We start from the raw sequence: 20,724 nt of genomic DNA, 5'->3' as shown, positions 1-20,724 counted from the left end.
CGCGAACGGAGTGGTCGGCGCCGTGTCCAACGGCCCGACGGCGGCTGGTGCCTGCCCCGCGCCGAGCAGGGACAGACCCACGCCCGTCGCTCCGGCCGCGCTCATCTTGAGGAATGTCCGTCGTTGCATGGTCATGGATGTCTCCTTGGGTGCAGGGATGGGTGTAGCGATTGGCGTTCGGCTGGGCCCGTTGCCGGGTGCGTCCAGTCGGCGGCAGGTCGACTGGACGCGCGGCGCGAAAGCGGGTGTGGGTGCTCCTCCACCCGCGAGGGGCGGCAGGAGCGTTGGCGGTTTGTCAGGGAAGCCACCGGATGTTGGGGTTGGTGCGGCCGTTCGGGTCGAAGACGGCCTGGTTCTCCCAGGCGTTGCCGCAGTTGTTGATGTCGGCCGGGTCCCAGCCGTTGCCTCGGACCGCGTGCCAGGTGGATTCCCAGTAGAAGATCCCGGTCGTGCCGGCGCTGCGGGCGGTGTTCTGCACGGCGGCGACGTTGGCCTGCTGCCCGGCGGGGGTGGCCGAGTGACCGGAGCACTGGTGTGAAGCGGTGATGATGTCGCCGGTGCCGTCGTGGTCGGCCGTGGTGTACGGGTACGCGGTCTTGGCCCACGCCTGCCGGCCCGGCTACCGCGCCAACCCTGCATGGACTCCGTCTGCTGATCTGCCCATGCCGGCATCGCGACCTGCTTCGCCGACGTCGCACCGCCGTATCCCGGCCGAAACGCCCAGGACGACCCCGCATCATACAATCCATCCGCTTCCTGGTCCTTCGCTTGGCGATGGAGGCTATGAGGTGGTCAAGTCGTGTTCGCCGCGTCTGGGAACGACGTCGATGACCGCCGTGACCGGTCCTGTGTCGGTCATCCCGGTGACTGTCACCTCGCCCGGCCTGTCGGTCGCGCCAGGTGGCAACGGCTGCCAGCGGACGGGGACACTGGTGATCGTGTTGTTGGCGGTGGTGAGCATGTGGATGGAGGAGGGCAGCTTCGGGGCGGCTCCCACCACGGTGGCGGTGTAGATGGTGTCCTGGAGGATGTGCTTGGCGCGGCTGGCGTTGAAGACGTTGATGGACGCGTGCGGCTCCCACGTGTTCGCCAGTCCGGGCACGGCCCGGAACATCGGCTGGTAGCCGGCCGGCTCCCACACCAGCACACCTGAACCTCGGTTGTCGACCACGTCGTTGGCGGCCTGGAATACCCTCCGGATAGCGTCCGCCTGCCCCTGAATTGTTCGCGGGTAGGGTGAGTTGGGCACCGGCGAGCCGTCGCCGCCCGAGGCGGGGTAGGCGGTTTCGGCGATGTCGATTTCGTAGCCTGGATAGGTGGTGGCCATGGTGTTCAGATTGAGATCCAGCGCCTCGGGCGTACCATGCCACTCCGGGTAGTACGAGATGGCCAGCACATCAGGGTTCTGACCCTTCGCCTTCACCCGGGTGAGGAACTGGTGCCAGAATTCCATGGTTTTGGCGAGCTTGTCCTTGTCGACGATCACGTGTATCTCGACCTTGGATGTCGGTGACGCGTCGCGGACGGCCTTGATCCCGGCCGCGGCCAGGGTTGTGAACCGGTCCCACGCCTGGTCGTAGAGCTGCTGCTCCACCGGGTCGGTCGACCGCCAGTACCGCCACAGCAGGCCACCGCCGGGCTTCGACTGGTAGATGTCGGCCTGGTCGACGAAATACGGCGGATTCGTCGTGCCGATGTGGGCCGCCTCGCTGCCGTACATGAACCCATTGATGATCTCGTTACCGACGGCGACCTTCTCCGGCGTGGTGCCCTGCTGGATCAACCGGTCCAGATAGTCGGCGGTGAAGTCGTACACGGCCTGGGACAGGTCCGCGAACTCCAGCTCGGCCCAGGCGCGTGGTTTCGGTTGCTTGCTCGGGTCCGCCCATGAGTCCGCGTAGTGGAAGTCGATACCCAGGCCCATGCCCCGCTGCTTGATCCACTTCGCTGAGACCAGTGAGCGCTCCGGACCCTGGCGCGGTATCGGCGTCGGTTGACCGGTGCTCTCGCTGCGCGGCTCGTTCCATATCCGCAGCCGTGTGTGCTGCATGCCACGATCCTTGGCCACGTCGAGCAGGTGTGGCCCGGCGCCGCGGTCTTCGGCCAGGGGGTCGACCCAGTACTGCTGGTCCTGGACGTCGTCCATCCAGGACAGATCGGCGCCGAGGGTGAGGTCGTTGCGTAGGTAGTTGAAGACCTGGAGCTCGCTGACACCAGCCCGGGCACGGCCCGGCCCACCAGTGAACATCAGCCGGACGAAGCGCGTTTCCGGCCGGGTGAACAGGTGCACTTCCCCTCGTGACACGGCTCGGTTGTGGGACCTGTCGGTGATGGTCTTCCACCGGCGACCGTCGGATGAAGCCTCGACGACGTACCGGTAGGCCACGCCACGGTCCGGGAATATCACCTTGACCTTACGCAGGTTGTCGTAGGTTCCACCGAGGTCGACGGTGAGCCACTGCCGGGCGCCGGCACGACCGGGGTGCCAGGACGTCGTCGGGTCGCCGTCGATGGCCAGCCCGGCGTTCGACGAGCCGTTGCTGGCCGTCGCCGAGGCCCAGGGCTTGGCAGCGATATTGCTTTCGATCGGCTTGATGTCCGCGGTTCCGAAGGTCGCATGGGCCGGCGCGGGCACCATGAGTAAAGTCGCGGACACCATGGTGACCAACGTCGTCGTGCCCGCGATGACGCGGGGCAGACGCTTACTGCTCATGTCCTTCTCCTGACGATGTGACTTACTTGCGGCAAGTGCTGTTTCGCACGCGGTTCGGCCGTCGTTCTCATGGGCACTGCTCGTTGTGCAGCGCACCGTGGTCACGCCGGTGATGTCAGGCAGCCGCGGCACCGACATCGAGGTGGTCGACGTTGGGTAGTCCGGCTGCCGTGGCCGGATCCAACCGGATGGTGTTGCTGCCGGCGTTCAGCGAGACGGTCACGGTCTTGGTCGACCACGTCGTCCACGCACCGGTGGACTCGAACGAAACCGTCCCCACCGTGGTTCCGTTGACGACCAGGTTCACCGGCCTCGCACCGCTACTGGCGCCATTGGCGAACCGGACCCCCAGCGTCGCCGTACCAGCGACCTCGGAGTTCACAGTGAACTGCGCGAAGGCCCCCGCAGCGTTATTGCCGTTGCAGAACCCGCTACCGGAGAAGCCGGCGTGATTCGAGTCGATCGTGCCCTGGCACTCCGCCGGCGCGGTCTCTGCCTCGTAACGCTGCCCCGTCGGCGGAGGCGCGTCGGCAGAGGTCTTTACGAGTCCGAGGTCGTCGACGAAGAGGTATCCGTTGTTGCTCGCCGCTCGGATGGTGACGGTCGCGGTACCGGCGGACAGCGGGATCTCCGCGAGCTCACGACGAGTCCAGCCACTCGATGCCGGGACGTTGAGCGTGCGCGAGCGACCGGCGGCGTCGGTGACCGTCACCTGCGCGGCACTGAGCGAACCACTGGTTTTGGCGAAGAGGGACAGCTTGTAGGTGCCGGCCGGCACGGTGATCTGTTGCCGGACGCCACCGGCGTAGGACTGTCCCGCGCCGATCTGCAACCCGAAGCGGGACCCGTTCGCACCGCCGTTGACGTTGGTCACGATCGAACTCGGTCCCGACTCACGGAAGTTGGTCCACCCCCGCACCTGGGGGACGATGATGCGGTCGGCCTGGAAATTGGGGTTGAGCACGTAGTTGTTCGCCGGCCCGACACGCCACTCTCCGGTCGTGACGTTGAACTGCCACTGGCTCACCGAGTGGAACTGCGGCCTCGCGCCGGTCTTGGTTATCGGCACCCACTGGTTGTACCCGATGCCGTTCCAGGCGAAGTCGGCCCAGCGGTCGCCGGCGTAGATCACCGTGTTCTGCTTGGTGCCGTTGACCGTCACGAAGAACCCGGTCTGGGTCACGTGGCTGTAGTCCATCTCGGTGCCGGCAAGCGTGTACTCGCCGGTGTAGGAACCCTGGACGTTGCCGCTGGTCGACTCCATGACATGGTTGACCGACGTGTTCCAGCCGTGCAGATCCGACGCCGCGTGGTAGTACTTGCCGTCGAGCTTGAACATGGCGTTGCCCTCGCGGCCGGAGGAGTTGCGGCCGATCTCCACGCCGGGCTCGATCCGGAGCGAGTCGGACTCCCGGAACTTGGCCACGAAGGCGCGAGAACGTCCTTCGCGGTTGGAGAAGATCAGGTAGTCCTTGCCGTTGTCGTCGGTGAAGACGGTCTGATCCCCCGTGCCGGTCGTGGGCGAGTTGGTGATCTGGGTCTGGAAGTAGCCGTAGTCGAAGGTGTCGGTGGGTGAGTCGCCCTGCAGCAGCAGAACGCCGTGCCCGCCCCTGCCCGTGTGCCACATCTGCACGGCGAGCACGTACTTGCCGGTGTTCTCGTTGTACGCGACACCGAGCCGCCCGACCCAGCCCGCACCACCCAGGTTGGCGCCGTTGCCCACGCCGGTGGAGCGCGTCGCGACGCGGTTCTCGAACTTCCAGTTCACCAGGTCCTTGGACGAGTACACGGGGATCGAGACGAACCTGACGTCGCCGTCGTACTTCCTCGTCGGATTGGCCCGGTAGAGCTCGGCGCCGGTGTAGTGCACGCCGTACCAGTAGTAGGTGTCGCCGAACTTGAAGACCCCGCCGCCCTGCGAATAGATGGGGTTGCCGCCGGTGTCGTTCCAGAAGGTGTCGTTCGTGATGGTCTGGAACGTGCCCTCGTCAGCGGCCTTCAGATCGGCGGCGGCGGTCATCAGTGCCGTCTTCGCGGCAGCGACCTCCGATGTGGTGGCCGATGTGTCGTCGGCGACACCGGCCGCGGTGGTCAACGCCTTGGCGAAGGGTGCCCAGGAGTCAGCCGTGTACTTCGACGGAGTGCGGGTCTGGTAGTCGGACACCAGGTACTTCAGGCCGCGATCCGTCACCGGTCCAGCAGCGGCACCCCGGTCTTGGAGCGCCGTTGCCGATGTCCTCGTTGCCGATGTCTCCGTTGCGGGTGTCTCCGCCGCAGCGGTGCTCGCCGAGAGCGGCGCCCCTAACACCAGCGACAACAATGCGGCGGCGGCCACCTTCCAGTACTTCGAAACGACACGCGGTCTTTGCCTCAAGATGTCACCTTCCATCGTCCTCAAAGGCGCCGAGATCCGGCGCACTTCCGCTGAAGGGCAGTCCCACGTCGGTGCCCTTGTCAATCAGGGCACTGTTCGCCGCGAGACGGAGGTGGGGCAGCACGGGCAGGCTTCCGTCGGTCTGACGGGGCGCGTCCCAGCCGGACGTCGACACACTCTGGAACTCGGAGTTCGACAGGGGGACCCCGAGGTTCCAGGAGTTGTACGCGGCGTTCGTGCCCGCCATGTTCGACGTCGGCGTTCCGGTGGAGGCGATGTTGTTGCGCAGGTTCCCCCGGCCGACGGCGGCGCCGCGCGAGTCGACTCCCCTCATGTTGAAGTTGGGGCGGTTCCCGTAGCCGGTGTTGTTGAAGAAGTCGTTGGCCACCGGGTGGTGGTTGGCGTAGAAGCCGGCCGCCTTGTTGAGGAACGCCACCGAGGAGCGGACGGTGTGCTTCGGCGCGTTGGCTTCGTAGTCGCCCCCGTAGCCGCCCGACTTGAAGCCGGCTCCGTTGCCGGAGGGCGTCGTCGTCCCCGGCACGTACCCGTTGCGCCAGGCCCACGAGTTCTCGATGATCACGGGCGAGTAGGTGGAGATGAGGTCGAACCCGTCATCGGCGTTCCACCACGCGCGGCAACCCCGGAACACGTTCGCGGCGCGGCCGGCCGGCGTGTAATGCGAACCGAACCCGTCGGCGTTTTCACCGGGCCCGTCATTGCTGCGCAGGTCGTAGTTGTCATGCGCGTCCGAGTTGAGGACGAGGTTGCCACCGCCGCCGTTGATGAACAGGCCGGTTCCCATGTGGTGGTGGGTGTTGATCTGCTCGAAGATGTTGTTGCTGCCGGAGACCCAGATCCCCCAGGACTCGGCGTTCCGGTTGTTGTTCTGGGGAACGCCGGTGACTTCCAGTCCTTTGAGGTGGATCCAGCTGCCGGTGACGTTGAAGCCCTTGATGCGGCAGTTGTCCGTCATGCGCGAGAAGTCGAAGACCGGTTTCTCGCCCGGATGGGCCCAGTACCGGATCGGGTTGCCCGAGCTCCCGCTCTTGTTCAGGGTGATCGCGTCGACTCTGGCGGTCTGGCTCGAACAGGCGCTGTTCGCACGGGTGTAGGCGTAGGTGCCGCCCCGGAAGTAAACCGTGTCACCCGCCTTGGCGACGGCCTGCGCATGGGCGATCGATGCCCACGGAGCGGCCTGCGTACCCGCTGCGGCGTCATTCCCGTTCGGGGCGACGTAATAGGTGTTTCCGGCCGCCGCACCGCTCGCGGACGCCGAGCCGGGGACCATCGCGACGGAACTCGCCGTGACCACCGAGAGCAGGAGGGCAGGGGTGACGAACTTCGCGGTTCTCACAGCGTCATCTCCCGGCGTAGGTGATGTTCGGCCGCGGTGGCCGGGTCATGCCGGCACCGAGGAAGTAGTCGACGTGGTGGGACTGCATGTATCCCTTGAGCGTCATGGCGTTGCGGTAGGCGGGGTTGTGCGCGAGCGTGTACAGCCTGGTGCTCGTCGGGTGATCGGTGGTGAAGATGATCAGCTGGTTGTAGCTCGCGTTGGTGTACACGGCTTCCTCACGCCAGTCGCCGAGGATGTCGCCGTAGAAGGTGGGCTGGACGTTCTGGCTCGCGTCGACGGCGCCGTAGTTCGAGGTGGTGAGCAGCCGTGCCAGGCTGTTGCTGGGCTTGGGGTTGTTCGGGTTCCACTTCTCGAACTTGCCGTCGTTGAGCAGTTCCATCGTGATGTCGCCGTCCCACCACAGGCCCAGCTGCGGCCAGGGACGCAGCGAGGTGTTCGGTTCGGTGAGGCGGTTGGCGGGTGCGTTGTAGAGGCCTGAGAAGGACCAGACCTCCATGCCGGGGAACCGTGGGTCGATGTCGCCGGCCATGCCGCGTCCCACGTCCGCGGTGCCGGACGCGGTGTGCCGCCAGATGATGGAGCCGTTGGTGGCGTCGTAGTAGTACTCGCGCAGCCCGCTGGGGTTGTCCTGCTGGACGCCATAGCCCTGCAGGCCTGGGCGGTCGGGGTCCATCTTGGCGATGTGGAAGCGGTCGCCGTGGATGACGCCCGCCGGGCCCAGGGAGTACCGCAGGGTGCCGTTGCCGTTGAGCACGAACCCGATCTCGGCGACCTCGTCGGTCCCGTCGCCGTTGACGTCGATGACGCGGGTGTTGTGCCCGTCGGGTGTGTTCTGGTTGCCGCGCAGCCACTTCCACTGCTGGGTCAGGGACTGGCCGGTGAACTGCCAGGCGCCCATCATGAGGTTGAACGCCCCGTTGCCCCTCCGGTTCTTCATGAAGGCGACCAGACTGGGCCGGGAACCGTCGAGGTGGCCCACACCGAACCGGGCGTACATCGGGCCGTCCGCCAGGTAGTCCGTCGGCACGGGAGCGGTCGCGCGAGGCGCCCCGGTCATGCCGTCGAGAATCGCGATGAACTGGCGGTTGTTGTTGCTGTGGGTGAAGGTGGCGCCGTTGCCGAAGCGGACACCGTTGGCGATCCGCACGGCGACCTCGGCGCGGCCGTCGCTGTCGAAGTCGTAGACGGTCACGCCGTCGTTGTGGCCGACGTCGATGGTGGACGATCCGCCTTCGATGTTGTTCTGGTTGGTGCTGTTCGGTCCCATGTTGACCGACCAGAGGAGCTGCCCGTCGCGCCGGTAGGCCTCGAGTGTCTGCGGCGATGTCTGGCGATCCAGGACGAAGTCGTACTCACCGTCGCCGTCGAGGTCGCCGACCCAGACGAACTTCACCGGGCCACCGGCGCGCAGCGGTACGCGGACGGCCGGCTCGACGGCGTGGTTGGCCGTCAGGGTGAAGGCGCCGCTCGGGGGCTGCTCCGCGCCGTTGATCACGGGCCGTACCCGGTAGCTGTTCGACCGGGTCAAGTCGGCTGTCGTGTCGGTGAAGTTGGTGCCTTGGGTCAGGACCGCGGAGTTGAGCTTGACCTCCTGGCCTCCGGCGGTGGTCCGGTACACGTTGAACCCGATGCCGTCCGGATCGAGTCCCAGCAGCCGCCAGGAGACGAGAACACTGGTGTTGCTCGACCGCACGGCCACGACGCCGCGGCCGAGGTTCTCCATCGGTCTGGCGGCCGCCGCCGCGACGCCGTCCGTCGTCGTCGCGGCACCCGCGTCGACTGCGAGCGTCGTAGCCACGGCGGACAGGAGTACGGCTGTGGTTCCGGCTAACGAGACCTTGATGGACTGTTTCATGGATCCTCCCGTGCAGGGGCAGGGCTCGTGCCTGCCTGAAGAACTCGATGCAGGTGCGGAGACTGCTTTTCGAAAGGCGCCGACCAGGCGCGTGCTGCTTCAGAACTTCATGGCGCCGGCGGCCAGGTTGGCGATGAAGTGGCGCGAGCCGATCAGGAAGACCCCGATCAGCGGGATCACCGACATGAGCGCTCCGGCGATGACCATCGACTGGTCCGTGGTGTAGACGCCGTTCAGCTGCTGCACGGCCACCTGCAACGTCACCTTGCCCGGGTCGGTCATCACGATCAGTGGCCACAGGTAGTCGTTCCAGATGTGGAAGAAGGTGAAGATCCCCAGGAACGCCAGCCCCGGGCGAAGCACCGGCAGCCCCACCGTCCACCACTGGCGGAAGAACCCGGCCCCGTCCACCCTCGACGCCTGGATCAGCTCGTCGGCGATCGCCCCCTGCGCGTACTGGCGCATCCAGAAGATCCCGAACGCGTTGGCCGCACCGGGAATGATCAGCGCCTTGAGCGAACCGACCCAGCCGAGCCAGGCCAGGGTGACGAACTGCGGCACCAGCGCCAGCTGCATCGGGATCATGAAGGTGGCCAGCACGATCCAGAACAGCACCCTCCGCCCGGGGAAGTCGTGCTTGGCGAAGGCGAAGGCGGCCAGCGAGTCGAAGAGCAGCACCAGGAACGTCACGGCTGTGGCGGCCACGACGGTGATGCCCATCGACCCCCAGAAGTCGATCCCGTCGAACACCTTGTTCATGTTCTCCCACAGGTGGGGGCCGGGAATCAGCTTGGGCGGGTAGGCGAAGACGTCCCCGGTGGTGTTCGAGGCCATCACGAACATCCAGTAGAACGGGAAGATCGTGATCAGCACGCCCAGCAGGAGCACGGCGTGGCCCACGATCGTCCGCGACCTCGCGGCCGTCCCAGCGCGCACGGGACTTCCCCTTCCGCTTGCCGGTACCGATCACGTCCTCGTCGCGGCCGCTGATCAGCCGCCAGTTGATGACGGAGAACACCGCGATCAGGAGGAACAGCGCCCAGCCGACAGCCGCGCCATAGCCGAACCGGTTGAAGATGAACGCCTGCTGGTACAGGTAGAGCACGATGGTGGTGGCCTCGCCGCCGGGCCCGCCGACGTTCCCGTTGTCGTCCACCGGGAACAGCACCTGCGGCTCGGTGAACAGTTGCAGCCCGCCGATGGTGGAGGTGACGGCGACGAAAAGGATCACCGGGCGGAGCATCGGGATGGTGATCCGGAAGAAGGTCTGGCGGTTGGTGGCGCCGTCGACCTTGGCCGCCTCGAACACGTCGCTGGAGATGGCCTGCAGGCCGGCCAGGCAGATGATGGCGTTGTAGCCGACCCACCGCCAGGTGGTGATCGCCGCCACGGATGTCTTCATCGCCCACGGGTCGGACAGCCAGCCGACCTCGCCGGCGTTGATCGCCCGCAGCGCGCTGTTGAGCAGCCCGGAGCTGTCGCTGAAGACCGAGCCGAGCACCAGGGTCATCGCCACGATCGAGGTGATGTTCGGGACGAAGTAGGCCACCCGGTAGAGCGCCTTGAACCGCACGGCAGTGTGCAGCGCGTAGGCGATGACCAGCGCCAAGAAGATCATCGGGACGGTGGACAGGATCCAGATGATCAGGGTGTTGCCGATCGACTGCCAGAAGTCGGAGTCGGTCACCAGGTACGCGTAGTTCTCCCAGCCGATCGACTGCGTCTCTCCGATGCCGTCCCACGACATGAACGACAGGTAGATGGAGAAGCCGACCGGGAAGACGCCGAAGACGGCGAAGAGGATGAAGAACGGGGAGACCGCCGCGTACATCGGCCAGTAGCGGCGCCAGCCGGGCAGCGGCCTGGACCCGTCCGGCGGCGGCTTGGCGGCGCTCCCGCGCCGCTTGACGGTCTTCCCGCGCAGCGCATCGGCGAGGCCCATTCAGATCGCCCCCTCGCGGGTCAGCTCGCGCTCGATGGTGTCCTGGGCGTCCCTCCATGCCGTGTCGACGTTCTTGCCGGACTCCACGTTGGCGAGCTCGGCGGCGAAGACGGGGTCCATCACCCGGTCGTACGGGCTCTTGTAGACGGTCTTGACCTGCCGCGCCGACGGGCCGAACACCTCGATGGTGCGCTGCCCGCCGTAGAAGGGCCGGGGCTCACGCATCTCCGGCCTCGTGAAGGAACGCGGGGAGGACGGGAACAGCGACATCTCCGTGAACGCCTTGACCTGGTTCTCCGGAGACTGCAGCCAGGTGAGGAACTTGTAGGCCGCCTCGGGGTTCTTGGAGTACTTGGTGATCGCCAGGAACGAGCCGCCGACGTTGCCGGCGCCGCCGGGCGGGTCGGTCACCCGCCACTTGCCCTCGGTCTTCGGCGCGGCCGACTCCGGGAAGGCGAAGCCCCACCACACCGCGCCGATGCCGACCGGCTGGCGGCCGCTGGTGACCACGCCGTACAAGTCGGTGGAGCCCTCCGGGGCGCCGGCCGACAGGCCGTCCCTGCCGATCCGGTAGGCCAGTTCGAATGCCTCGCGCAGCTCGTCCCGGTCGCCGATGTACCGGCCGTCCTCGGTCATGAACTTGCTGGCCAGCTGGCCCAGCCGGATGCTCCAGACGTGGCGGATGTTGGGGCAGATCACCGCGCGCTCCTGGGACTTCTGCAGCTCCTTGCCCAGCGCGATGAAGCCGTCCCAGTCCGGGGCGCGGGCGGCCAGCTCCTTCGGGTCGGTGGTGATCCCGGCCTCCTGAAGCAGGTCGGCGCGGTAGAACAGCCCGGTGGGGCCGGTGTCCATGGGGAACGCGATCATCCGGCCCTCGGGCGTGATGCACTCGTTCCACTTCCAGTCCAGGTACCGGCTCTTCAGCTCGGCCGCGCCGAAGTCGTTCAGGTCGACGAACACGTCCTGGTTGGGGAAGTAGGTGGCCACGTCGGAGTTGATGCCGATGATGTCCGGCACCAGGGACTTGCCGGCGAGCGTGGTACGCACCTTGGTGTTGAAGTGGCCGCCGATGTTGGTGCGGCTGAGTCTGAAGCCCTCGGCCCCGGGAATGCCCTTCGTCTCGGCCCGGGCGACCAGCTCGTCGCTCACCGACCGGTCCCAGGTCCACAGCGTGATCTCATCCGAGTCGCCGAGCGAGCGCTGCGACCCGCAGCCGGCCAGCCCGAACCCTCCGGCGGCCGCTCCGGCGCCCAGCGCCAGAAGCCGCCTTCGTGACACTGCCATGGGCGGGTGCACCACCTTCCGAGCGAGCGGCCCACCCCTTGATCGCTCCGGTGGTGACCGAACAGACATCGCGAACGGCTGCTCTGGTCGAACATGCCCCGGCCGTTGAAGCCCCCGGGCCAGGCGTAGGACGACAGGGGACGTTCACGTCGACGATGTTCCGTACGCCCATCGCCCTGCTGCCGTCGCTCCCGGTCATCCACCGTTTCGTGATCCACGCGAACGCAGCCACCTGGTCGTTGATGATGCCCTTGGGCGAGCACCAGTCGTACTTGAGGCAGTCCAGGCCCCAGACGGCGAACTGGCGGGCGTCCTGCGCGTGCCCGGGCTGCGTTGGCCATCGGGAAGGTGTTGAAGTACGGCGCGCAGGTCTTGTCCGTCGGCACCGCGCAGATGCCGGACTCCAGTCCCTTGCTGTGCAGCCAGCCGCCGAGGGCTCCAACTCGCACGCTGGTCCGGGAACCACCGCAACTGTCGAGCCGACCAGCCGTAACTCACCCATGGAGATGCCTCCTGTCACCACTGATGCGGAGGTGCAAAGGCCCGAGGCGGCGTGGGGGATGCAATCCGCTCGTTGCGCGCCACATGATTGTGAACGTTCCCACATCGCTTCGAATGACAGAAAGAGTCGCGATCGGACTCTCATCTGTCAATCGCTGCGACCCAATCCCTTTGAACTCAGCCGTGACTGTGACCGATACCAGCACTCATGCCGGCGATCGTGTGGGCACTGATGTCGAGGTGCGGACCGTCCGCGGACTGGGCCGCCACCGAACGGACGTGTTCCTGGGCCGGGTGGGCCAGACCGTCGTACACCGCGACGCACACTTCCCGCGCCCGGGACCGAGGCCAGTCGGCCGGCAGCAGCTCGATGGGCAGCAGGGGGTCCAGTACCGGGAAGTGGCGGTAGGTGTTCATCACCTCGGTGCGGGCGCGCACCGCCGCGGCGCCGGTGACTTCACCGGCGCTGATACGGGGCAGCAGGCTGCTCCACCGCCGGATGAAGATCTCGTACTGGTCGGCGATGCCGGGCAGGTCCCATGCCTCGACCGGGTTGCGATTGGCCTCCGTCTCGAGATCCACCTGTCGCGCGCGGAACACGCTCACCGCCCCCAGCGCCAAGTCGGCCAGCTCAGCACGCCCCTTGGGGGTGAGCGGGTGCGGCGACGCCCAGACCGCGTCGTACAGCGGCGCGAATCCCCGCCACCGCAGCGCGGTGCGCAGCGCGCGCCGTCGCGTGCTCTCCTGTTCCGGCACGGAGAAGGCGACCAGTGTCCACCATCCGTCCCATGAGTCGGGTTGCGTGGTGAACGTGGCGATGGAGCCACCGCCGCTCCACAGATCGACAGCGGCCTCCCGCGTCAGCCGATACGAGCTGTACCGCCCCCGCCGACTGCCCTCCAGCACCCCTCGACGCGCCAGCCTGCTGATCGTCGTACGGGCGGCTCCCTCGGCCACGTCGAACCCCCTCAGCAGCGCCACGATCGCCGCCGCCGGCAGCCAAGCCCGAGCCGGAAACGTGTAATCAGCGATCAAGGTGACCGCCAAGCCCGCTGGTGAAACGTCGGCCTGCCAGCGCGGCAACCGCATCGGCCCAGTGCCGTCGCCGGAGAAGATCTGCTCGTGGTGGGACAGGTTCGCCAAGGCTGCTCCGACGCGTCTAATACGGCGGTGCCACTGTAACGGCCCGACCCAAAGCCCGGACCTGACCCGGGCGTCGGCTGTCGCCACCCTGTCCACCGATGTCTCCGACGGCCACCTCGCGCCAGGGAACGCACACCCGAACATCACCTGACTGACATAGTTGATAACAGCTCGATGCCCGGTCGGACGCTGAGTGAAGCATACTTCCGAGCAACAGAGGGATCCCGCCTGCCGCCCTGGCTGCGAGTGCCACGGACGGTCCGCCGTCATTGCATCAACGGGGCGGCGGGCCGTCTGGGCCGGATGTAGCCGGCGATGCCCAGGCCGCCCACTTGAACGATCTCCAGCATGCGCTTACATCGGCAATTGTTTGACCGTGTTACGTTCACGAGCTTGATGCGGGTGATCACGATGGCGGTGCTGGGGGCCGGGTGACCCATACGAGTCGGTTGAGCAGGTGGCGGATCTCCACGGCGGTGTAGCGGATCAGCTTTTCAACGCGGCCTGAAAGGCCCCTCTTGGGGCACCACGACCGGATGGGCGGTGCGGGCAACAGCTCCGGTTCACCGGGGTCTTGAAGGTCGCGGGTGCGGGTGTCGGTGATGGTCAGGAAGGCGAGGGCGGCCAGGGACAGGGTGATGTGACGGTGCCAGGCGTCCCAGGTGCGGACCTCGTAGTGGTCCAGGCCGCAGTCGGACTTCGCGGTCTCAAAACAGTCCTCGATTCCCCAGCGCAGGCCCATCACGCGGACCATCTCGCCGATCGGGGTGCCGGCCCTGGCGTGCACCGCGAAGTGGGCGACCTGGCTGGGGTCGGCGATCGAGCGCCGCACCAGCAGCAGGTGGACATGGCCGCTGCGGGGCCCCGTCTCGGCGCCGCCGGGCCAGGTGACCTCGGCCAGCGCCCAGTCGTAGGAGCGCGGGCCCTTGGCCCCCGCGCCACACGAGCGACGCTCGAAGACCAGCGGGATACGGGCGGCGAGCTGGACAACGCGCAGGGGCCCGGTGCCGGGGGTGGACACGGTCTCGTCCACCGGCACGGCCATGACATAGGAGATGCGGCGGCGCTCCAGGGCGGCGCGGAGCTCGCGGTCCTGGCCGTAGGCGCTGTCGGCAGCCACCCAGCCGAACGGCACGCCTGCCCGGCGGCATCGCTCGACCATGCGCGGACAGCGGGCTTGATGCCGCATCCGGCCGCGAGTCCCGGACACCGTTGTTGACCGTCGAGACTACGCGTCGCCGCGCTCGCCCCGTACCGGCCGGGCCGGTCACGGTTGCCGTCGTCCGGCAGCCACAGAAGGATCGAGCCGATGGGGCGCTGTCGTTCCATCGGCAGGGACTGCCACAGGTCAGAGATCCAACTGATGCGCGCATCCACAGCCGTCCGAAGCCGACGACGTCGACGGCGCCCTCCTGGATCGCGGAGCTGCAGCAGTGTCAACTACCAGCGATCAGCAGCAGTCGTCCATCATCCTTGACGGATATACGGATATTGGGACGCCTGGATCCCGAATGTGGAGATCACACTCAACTGCTGAGGAGGCACGGCGCGCTGAGGACGATCACCCAACCCGAAAGGGCACGCCGCCCTTCAAACAGCCGACCAGACGCCCGCATCACCTCGCTCCCGGCCAAGGTCATGCACGTCCCAATCAGTGCCAACTGGCCTGCTGTTGTGCCAACTAAAAATCCTGGTCACAGGTGGGAGCAAGGCTGCTGGTGGAGGTTCCGTCGGCTATTGGTTCCTGGCGAAGTTGCCAGTGTCGGCCTCGGTGAGGATCCCGAGTTTGACGAGGCGTTTCAGCTTGGCGCGGGTGCCTTCGATGTTCTTCGGCAGCAGTTCGTGGCCGAGGGCTTCGCAGACGTCCTTGGCCCGTAGCGGTCCGGTCGCGTGGTTGAAGGCGGCGAGGATGCGGGGGTAGTCCGGGTGCTCGGGCAGCTCCGGCGGGGAGGCGGGGAGCCGGTCGGCGAGGCCGGTGACGGTCTTGCGGGTGATCGTGAGGTGCCCCAGGTGCGTCTCGGCCTCCCGCAACCGGGTCTGCAGGTCGTCGATCTGTGCGCGGAGGTCGTCGGCCAGGGCCCGGGCGGCGTCTTCCTGGAGGTCCAGGGCATCGAGCAGGGGCCGGATGTTCACGCTGCCGCCGCCTGCTCCGCGCGCCAGGTGGGGGCGTTCGCGCCGGTGAGGCGTCGGGTCATGACGTGGGTCATCGCCCAGTAGACGCGGGAGGCGGAGGAGGGACAGTGCTCGTAGTCGCGGACCAGGCGCCGGTGCAGTATCAGGATCCCCGTAGGTCTGCTCGACCCTCCACCGCTTCGGCCGCGGCACGAACCCCTTGTCCTGCGGGTTGCGTGCGACGATCACGACGTCAATTCCCAGGCCGGCGCCGTGTTCGACGACCTGGTTCTTGAAGCCCTGGTCGACCAGGGCTTTGCCGACGGTTCCGCCGGTGTGCTCGGCGACCTGGTCCAGCAGGACGATGCCCGCGGCGTTGTCGTGGGTGTTCGCGGCGAGGACGACGACCGCGATGACCAGGCCGAGGACGTCCACGGCCAGGCCGCGTTTGCGGCCGGGCACCCGCTTGGCAGGATCGTGTCCGGTCGTGGAGGCGGGGACCCCGGCGGCCACGTGGACACTCTGGGTGTCCAGGACCACCAGGGTCGGGTCCTCTAATCGGCGGGCGCGTTCGCGGACCTGGCAGCGCAGAAGTTCATGGATGACCTGGTCGGTTCCGTCGTCCCGCCAGGCGGCGAAGTAGTAGTAGGTCGCGCTCTTCTGCGGCAGGTCGTGCGGGAGATAGGCCCACTGGCAGCCAGTCCGCCCCTGGTAGAGGATCGCGTTCACGATCTCCCGCATGGCGTAGGCGCCCTGGTGGCCGCTGACCGAGCGGTGCCGGTCCTTCCACGCGGTGATCACCGGCTCGATCAACGACCACTGCTCGTCCGATAAGTCACTCGGATACGGCTTGCGTTCACTCACCCAATCACCAACCGCGGACCGGCAGATTCCGCCCCGCCGCCACATCATCAGGCGACAGCAGACCCACTCAAAGACTCACGAACCGCCCACTGAGAGAGCACGATAGGAGAACCATCCCCTCATGACCAGCACCACGCCCGCCGGACCCGACCCGGCCCTCCGGCCGACGCGCCGCACTTTCAGCCCCGAGTACAAACTGCGGATAGTGGCCGAGTACGACGCCGCGCCCAAGAACGAGAAGGGCGCGATCCTGTGCCGCGAGCGGTTGTACCACTCGCACGTGAAGGAGTGGCGGGCCGCGCGGGATGCCGGAGCCCTGGAGAAACTGGTCGATCAGCGCACCAGCCCGGCGAGGCCGAAGAAGTCTGGCGCCGAGGCGAAGAACAAGAAACTGCGCCGCCAAGTGGAGCGCCTGGAGAGGGAACTGGCCCGGAGCAAGGCCGCGTTGGAGGTCATGGGAAAGCTTCCGCGCTCGCGCCGAAGACAGGCCACCCATCCCGCCAGGACGGTGCCCGAACTGGTGGCCACCGCCCCGTCGCAGGTGTTCACCTGGGACATCACCAAGGCGGCCGGACCGGCCAAGGGCATCTGGTATCACGCCTACGTCATCATCGACATCTTCAGCCGCTACATCGTCGGCCACACCGTCGAGGCGCCGAACCCGCCGAGCGAGACGAGGAGTTGATCCGCGAGACCATCGCCCGCAACGGGATCGTGCCCGAGACCGTGCACGCCGACCGCGGCACCTCGATGACCAGCAAGAAGGTCTCCCAGCTGCTCATCGATCTCGGGGTGACAAGATCGCACTCCCGGCCGAAGGTCTACAACGACAAGCCCTACAGCGAGGCCCAGTTCAAGACCACGAAGTACATGTCCGACTATCCCGAACGGTTGGACTCCGTGACCCACGCCCGAGAGTGGTTCGACGCCTTCATCGCGTACTACAACCATGAGCACCGGCACTCGGGCATCGGCTGGCACACACCCGCCTCCGTCCACTTCGGCACCGCCGAGGAGGTCCGCGACCAGCGGGCCGTCACCCTCGCCGAGGCATGCGCCCGCCACCCCGAACGCTTCGGCCGCCGCCCCCAACCACCCCATATACCCCAGACCGCCTGGATCAACGACCCGGCCAAGCGCCGCGAACCCGCACCACAAACCTCATAGCGTCACGACAGTCTCACTGGACTTGAAATCTTCCGGCTCAACAACTGGCACCGACCGCGCGCCGCTGGGTGAACAGGGGGCAACTACTCCCGATGTTGCCATTCATTGCCTTAGTTGGCAACACATGCGCCTACTCTGTCACGGTGGGAGATCGAGCTGGGATGCCCGTACCGTCGGCCGCGGCGATGTGGCAGCCGCGTCTGCGACCTGGGGCGACCGGAACGTTTCAGACACTTGGGCGGCCGAGAATCCCAGCCGATCCGGTCTGCTTTTGGCGTGACGAATGGGACTAGTGGAAGGCCCTGCGAGAATGATCATGCACGATGACCAAGTGGACGTGACCACCGAAATCGTTGCGACCTTGGTCCAAGAGCAATTCCCTCAGTGGAGCGGCAAGGCGATCCAACTCGTGTCGTCGACCGGGACGGTCCACGCCATCTTCCGTATCGGGAACGACCTCTCCGCGCGTTTCCCACTGCGCCTGGTCGATGCCGCCGAGGCGCTGGCGGTTCTGGAGCAGGAAGCCCAGGCGAGCGCGGAGCTGGCACAGGTGTCTCGGTTCCCCGTCCCGGAACCCGTCGCCTTGGGAAAGCCTGGAGCGGGTTACCCCATGCCGTGGTCGGTCCAGACATGGCTGCCGGGAACGGTCGCCTTTGATGCCGACCCGAGTGGGTCGGACGCTTTTGCCGAGGACCTTGCGGCCTTCATCGCAGCCCTGCGGGACGCCGAGACGCGGGGGCGGCTTTTCAGCGGCGAAAATCGTGGCGGCGTTCTCACCGACCACGACGACTGGATGGCGAAGTGCTTCGAGGAGAGTGAGGGGCTGCTCGACGTGCCCCGGCTGCGCGAATTGTGGAGCCACTTTCGGGAGTTGCCACGTACGGGTGCCGACGTGATGAGCCATGGTGACTTGATTCCCGGCAATGTACTGGTCGCGGGAGACCGGCTCAGGGGCGTACTCGACACCGGCGGCTTCGGCCCGGCCGACCCCGCGCTGGATCTGGTCAGTGCCTGGCACCTGTTGCAGTCAGGCCCGCGGGAAGTACTCCGGCGGACACTGGCCTGTGACGATCTGGAGTGGGAGCGCGGCAAGGCCTGGGCGTTCGAACAGGCGATGGGGGTTGTCTGGTACTACGTCGAGAGCAATCCGACGATGAGCAGCATGGGGCGTCGGACACTCGATCGCATTTTGGAGTCGATGGAGTGATACACCAACGGGAACAGCTCGGCTGCACCGCCCAGCCGGAAGCGGCACAGCCACACACCCCGGCATGAAGGGGATGTACTCCCGGTTCGTGGCCCTGCGGATCAGGCCCGCCGGATGCGAGATCCGCAAGCACGCCGACGGCCCGGAGCTGCCAGTTCTGGCTGTCCAACTGAGGTAGATGCGTAGGATAGTGGCAGAGGGGCAGATGGTTCTCATGAGAGGACATCGACCACGGCTGCCCCCAGGAAGTACTCGTGGGAGTCGCGTGAGCTCGCTGTCGACCTCGGCGTGCACTCCGAGGTCGACAGCGAGCTCATCGACGACCATCCACGCCTGGGAGTCGAGTGCGTACTTCGGGAACTGCACATCGCCTCCTCCACCTACTACCGCTGGCGCCGAGCGCGAGCCGTGGGGACACGTGCGCCGGGACGCCGAGTCGGACGTGGGCGTAGACGCCGACGGTGACGCCGATGTGGGTGGCCGAGGAGTTCCTTGATCACGACGAGGTCGATGCCTTGTCCCGGATCAGGCGTCGGTCGGGGCGGGGCGCTTCACTCATCTCCGTGATCCTTGTCCGGTGGCCACTGCGGCAGCTGTTGTGCGATCGGCACGTTCGTCGCCTCGCTGCCGCGGACTCACCTTCGATCCGCCCCTCGCCGGAGGGTCCGCGGGACACTTCTTGTCAGCTCCGACCATCCCCACTGGGAGCAGGACAGCCCCGGGGACGCGCCATGGACCGACTGAGCGAAGATCCACCGCTGCTCGGCTTCTGCCGCCGAACTCTCAGTTGGCGCCACCAAGGCTGCGGATCATCCGGCTCCACAGGTGCGTCCGGCAGCGCCGAAAAGACGCCGGCCTTTGCGTGCCAGCCGCGGAACACGCCACGGAACATCTGGTGGGGCTCGTGCGGTAGAGGACCCCTCAAAGAAGCCACTGTGCTCTCCTTCGCTTGGCCCGTTACCGTTAACGTGACCGTTAACGCAATTCTCGCTCAGGGGAGCGGATTCCGTCAACGCCCGCCGCCGGACGGCTCACGATCCGCCGGTGGCGTTCTGGCGCTGCCCTGCTCTCGTGGCAGTGCCGGGCTGGTGATGGCGCGGCAGGCCGGTGAACCTGATTGACTTGGACACAGGGCAGCACAGGAACAGAAGTGAGTGGGCAGCGTGGCCGGACAGCGGGAAACGGAAGACCAGCGGGCGCGGGGTGTGAGAACCGTCAAGCGCGTCACGCTCCGCGACGTTGCTCAGGCGGCAGGCGTGTCCCATCAGACCGTCTCCCGGGCGATCAACGGCAAGGGGGAGATCGACCCGGGGACTCAGCAACGCGTGCTCGATGTCGCAAGGCAGTTGCGGTACCGGCCCAGCCGGTTCGGCCGGGGGCTGGTCCGCCCGGACGTCGTATCCGTCGGGCTCATCGTCCCCGACGTGGTCAACCCCTTCTTCCCGGAGTTCGTGGCAGGAGTGATTGCGGCCGCGGACGAACGCGACTGGCAGGTGCTCGTGGCCAGCACCGAGAACGATCGGTCCCGGGAGCTGGCCCTGGTCCGCTCACTCGGCCAACAGGTTGACGCTCTTGTGGGCTACATCAGCCATCCCGATGCGCAGCTCGAACCGTACGTGGGCACCGTGCCGCTGGTTCTGGTCGATCGCGGGCTGGACTCGTCGAACCACGCGTTGGTCGACATCGACACCGCGGCCGGAATCCGGGCCGGGATGCAGCACCTCATCGACCGGGGTCACCGCCGGATCGGCATGATCGACTGCGAGTGCGTGAGCGCCCCGATGGTCCGGCGCCGCACCTTCCTCGAAGTCGTCGGCGAACATGCGCTGCCCGTCGACGAGGGCTGGGTTGTCATGGGTGAGCAGTCCCCGGCCGGGGGCGCCGCCGCGTTCGAGGCGCTGTACGCCGCGCGCCCGGACCTCACCGCCGTGGTCGCCTTCAACGACCTGGTTGCGATCGGCGCGCTCCGGGCCGCCCGCCGGCTCGGCGTCCAAGTACCGGACGACTGCGCGCTGGTCGGCTACGACGGGCTGAGCGTCGTCGATCTGGTCGACCCGCCACTGACCACCCTCCACCTCGACAAGCGACGGCTGGGCGAACTGGCCATCCACCAAGTCGACCAACTCCTCGCGGGCGAACTGCCACCCCCTATCGTCCTGACACCAAGCTTGAATGTCCGCGGCACGACGTGACCCACCTTTGACC

Annotated in this window: 11 protein-coding genes and 4 pseudogenes; 3 read left to right on the top strand and 12 right to left on the bottom strand. The window is 66.9% G+C overall.

Features of this window, described 5'->3' with window-relative positions; genetic code table 11:
• Window positions 1-295: 295 nt before the first annotated feature.
• The 12 genes and pseudogenes from KWI83_RS35310 to KWI83_RS35255 all read right to left on the bottom strand — a co-directional run.
• A pseudogene (locus KWI83_RS35310) lies at window positions 296-589 on the bottom strand (glycosyl hydrolase 53 family protein); the annotation flags it as partial.
• A 192-nt stretch (window positions 590-781) separates the two neighbouring features.
• The gene (locus tag KWI83_RS35305; RefSeq protein ID WP_218518465.1) at window positions 782-2,818 is read right to left on the bottom strand and encodes a glycosyl hydrolase 53 family protein; all 2,037 of its coding nucleotides are present in this window, start codon (window positions 2,816-2,818) and stop codon (window positions 782-784) included.
• A gap of 10 nt (window positions 2,819-2,828) precedes the next feature.
• On the bottom strand, window positions 2,829-4,904 hold the full coding sequence (locus KWI83_RS40155) for a carbohydrate-binding protein (RefSeq protein ID WP_218518464.1): 2,076 nt from the start codon (window positions 4,902-4,904) through the stop codon (window positions 2,829-2,831).
• Window positions 4,905-5,091: 187 nt separating this feature from the next.
• Entirely contained in the window at window positions 5,092-6,441 is a 1,350-nt protein-coding gene (locus KWI83_RS35295; protein WP_218518463.1) for a right-handed parallel beta-helix repeat-containing protein, read from the bottom strand.
• Between the two features lie 4 nt (window positions 6,442-6,445).
• Window positions 6,446-8,299 (bottom strand): hypothetical protein, encoded by a 1,854-nt coding sequence (locus KWI83_RS35290; RefSeq protein ID WP_218518462.1) that lies wholly within the window; start codon window positions 8,297-8,299, stop codon window positions 6,446-6,448.
• Between the two features lie 99 nt (window positions 8,300-8,398).
• Window positions 8,399-9,235: a carbohydrate ABC transporter permease gene (locus KWI83_RS35285; RefSeq protein WP_308122361.1), complete on the bottom strand. Its 837-nt coding sequence runs from the start codon at window positions 9,233-9,235 to the stop codon at window positions 8,399-8,401.
• A gap of 127 nt (window positions 9,236-9,362) precedes the next feature.
• Window positions 9,363-9,917: pseudogene (locus tag KWI83_RS39475) on the bottom strand (carbohydrate ABC transporter permease); the annotation flags it as partial.
• Window positions 9,918-10,241: 324 nt separating this feature from the next.
• Window positions 10,242-11,525, bottom strand: a complete 1,284-nt coding sequence (locus KWI83_RS35275) for an ABC transporter substrate-binding protein (protein ID WP_218518461.1) — start codon at window positions 11,523-11,525, stop codon at window positions 10,242-10,244.
• 678 nt (window positions 11,526-12,203) lie between these two features.
• Complete coding sequence (locus KWI83_RS35270; RefSeq protein WP_308122360.1) at window positions 12,204-13,256, bottom strand: PaaX family transcriptional regulator C-terminal domain-containing protein; 1,053 nt, start codon at window positions 13,254-13,256, stop codon at window positions 12,204-12,206.
• A 319-nt stretch (window positions 13,257-13,575) separates the two neighbouring features.
• On the bottom strand, window positions 13,576-14,331 hold the full coding sequence (locus KWI83_RS35265) for a transposase (RefSeq protein WP_218518459.1): 756 nt from the start codon (window positions 14,329-14,331) through the stop codon (window positions 13,576-13,578).
• Between the two features lie 572 nt (window positions 14,332-14,903).
• Window positions 14,904-15,302: a hypothetical protein gene (locus KWI83_RS35260; protein WP_218518458.1), complete on the bottom strand. Its 399-nt coding sequence runs from the start codon at window positions 15,300-15,302 to the stop codon at window positions 14,904-14,906.
• Window positions 15,299-16,145 (bottom strand): annotated as a pseudogene (locus KWI83_RS35255) (IS5 family transposase). The gene KWI83_RS35260 and the pseudogene KWI83_RS35255 overlap by 4 nt, the downstream one beginning before the upstream one ends.
• A gap of 121 nt (window positions 16,146-16,266) precedes the next feature.
• Here KWI83_RS35255 and KWI83_RS35250 point away from each other — a divergent pair.
• The 3 genes and pseudogenes from KWI83_RS35250 (at window position 16,267) to KWI83_RS35240 (ending at window position 20,711) form a co-directional block, all read left to right on the top strand.
• Window positions 16,267-17,312: pseudogene (locus KWI83_RS35250) on the top strand (DDE-type integrase/transposase/recombinase).
• 310 nt (window positions 17,313-17,622) lie between these two features.
• The gene (locus tag KWI83_RS35245) at window positions 17,623-18,519 is read left to right on the top strand and encodes an aminoglycoside phosphotransferase family protein (RefSeq protein WP_218518457.1); all 897 of its coding nucleotides are present in this window, start codon (window positions 17,623-17,625) and stop codon (window positions 18,517-18,519) included.
• A 1,154-nt stretch (window positions 18,520-19,673) separates the two neighbouring features.
• Window positions 19,674-20,711 (top strand): LacI family DNA-binding transcriptional regulator, encoded by a 1,038-nt coding sequence (locus KWI83_RS35240; protein WP_374106444.1) that lies wholly within the window; start codon window positions 19,674-19,676, stop codon window positions 20,709-20,711.
• The last annotated feature ends 13 nt before the right edge of the window (window positions 20,712-20,724 follow it).

Source organism: Streptomyces sp. TRM70350, assembly GCF_019219825.1.
In the GTDB taxonomy this organism is placed as follows: domain Bacteria; phylum Actinomycetota; class Actinomycetes; order Streptomycetales; family Streptomycetaceae; genus Streptomyces.
This window is presented reverse-complemented; position numbering and strand designations above follow the sequence as displayed.

Coding starts and splice junctions, on each gene's coding strand:
- KWI83_RS35290 (WP_218518462.1), bottom strand. CDS start 8,299: ATGAAACAGTCCATCAAGGTCTCGTTAGCCGGAACCACAGCCGTACTC.
- KWI83_RS35275 (WP_218518461.1), bottom strand. CDS start 11,525: ATGGCAGTGTCACGAAGGCGGCTTCTGGCGCTGGGCGCCGGAGCGGCC.
- KWI83_RS35265 (WP_218518459.1), bottom strand. CDS start 14,331: ATGGTCGAGCGATGCCGCCGGGCAGGCGTGCCGTTCGGCTGGGTGGCT.
- KWI83_RS35245 (WP_218518457.1), top strand. CDS start 17,623: ATGATCATGCACGATGACCAAGTGGACGTGACCACCGAAATCGTTGCG.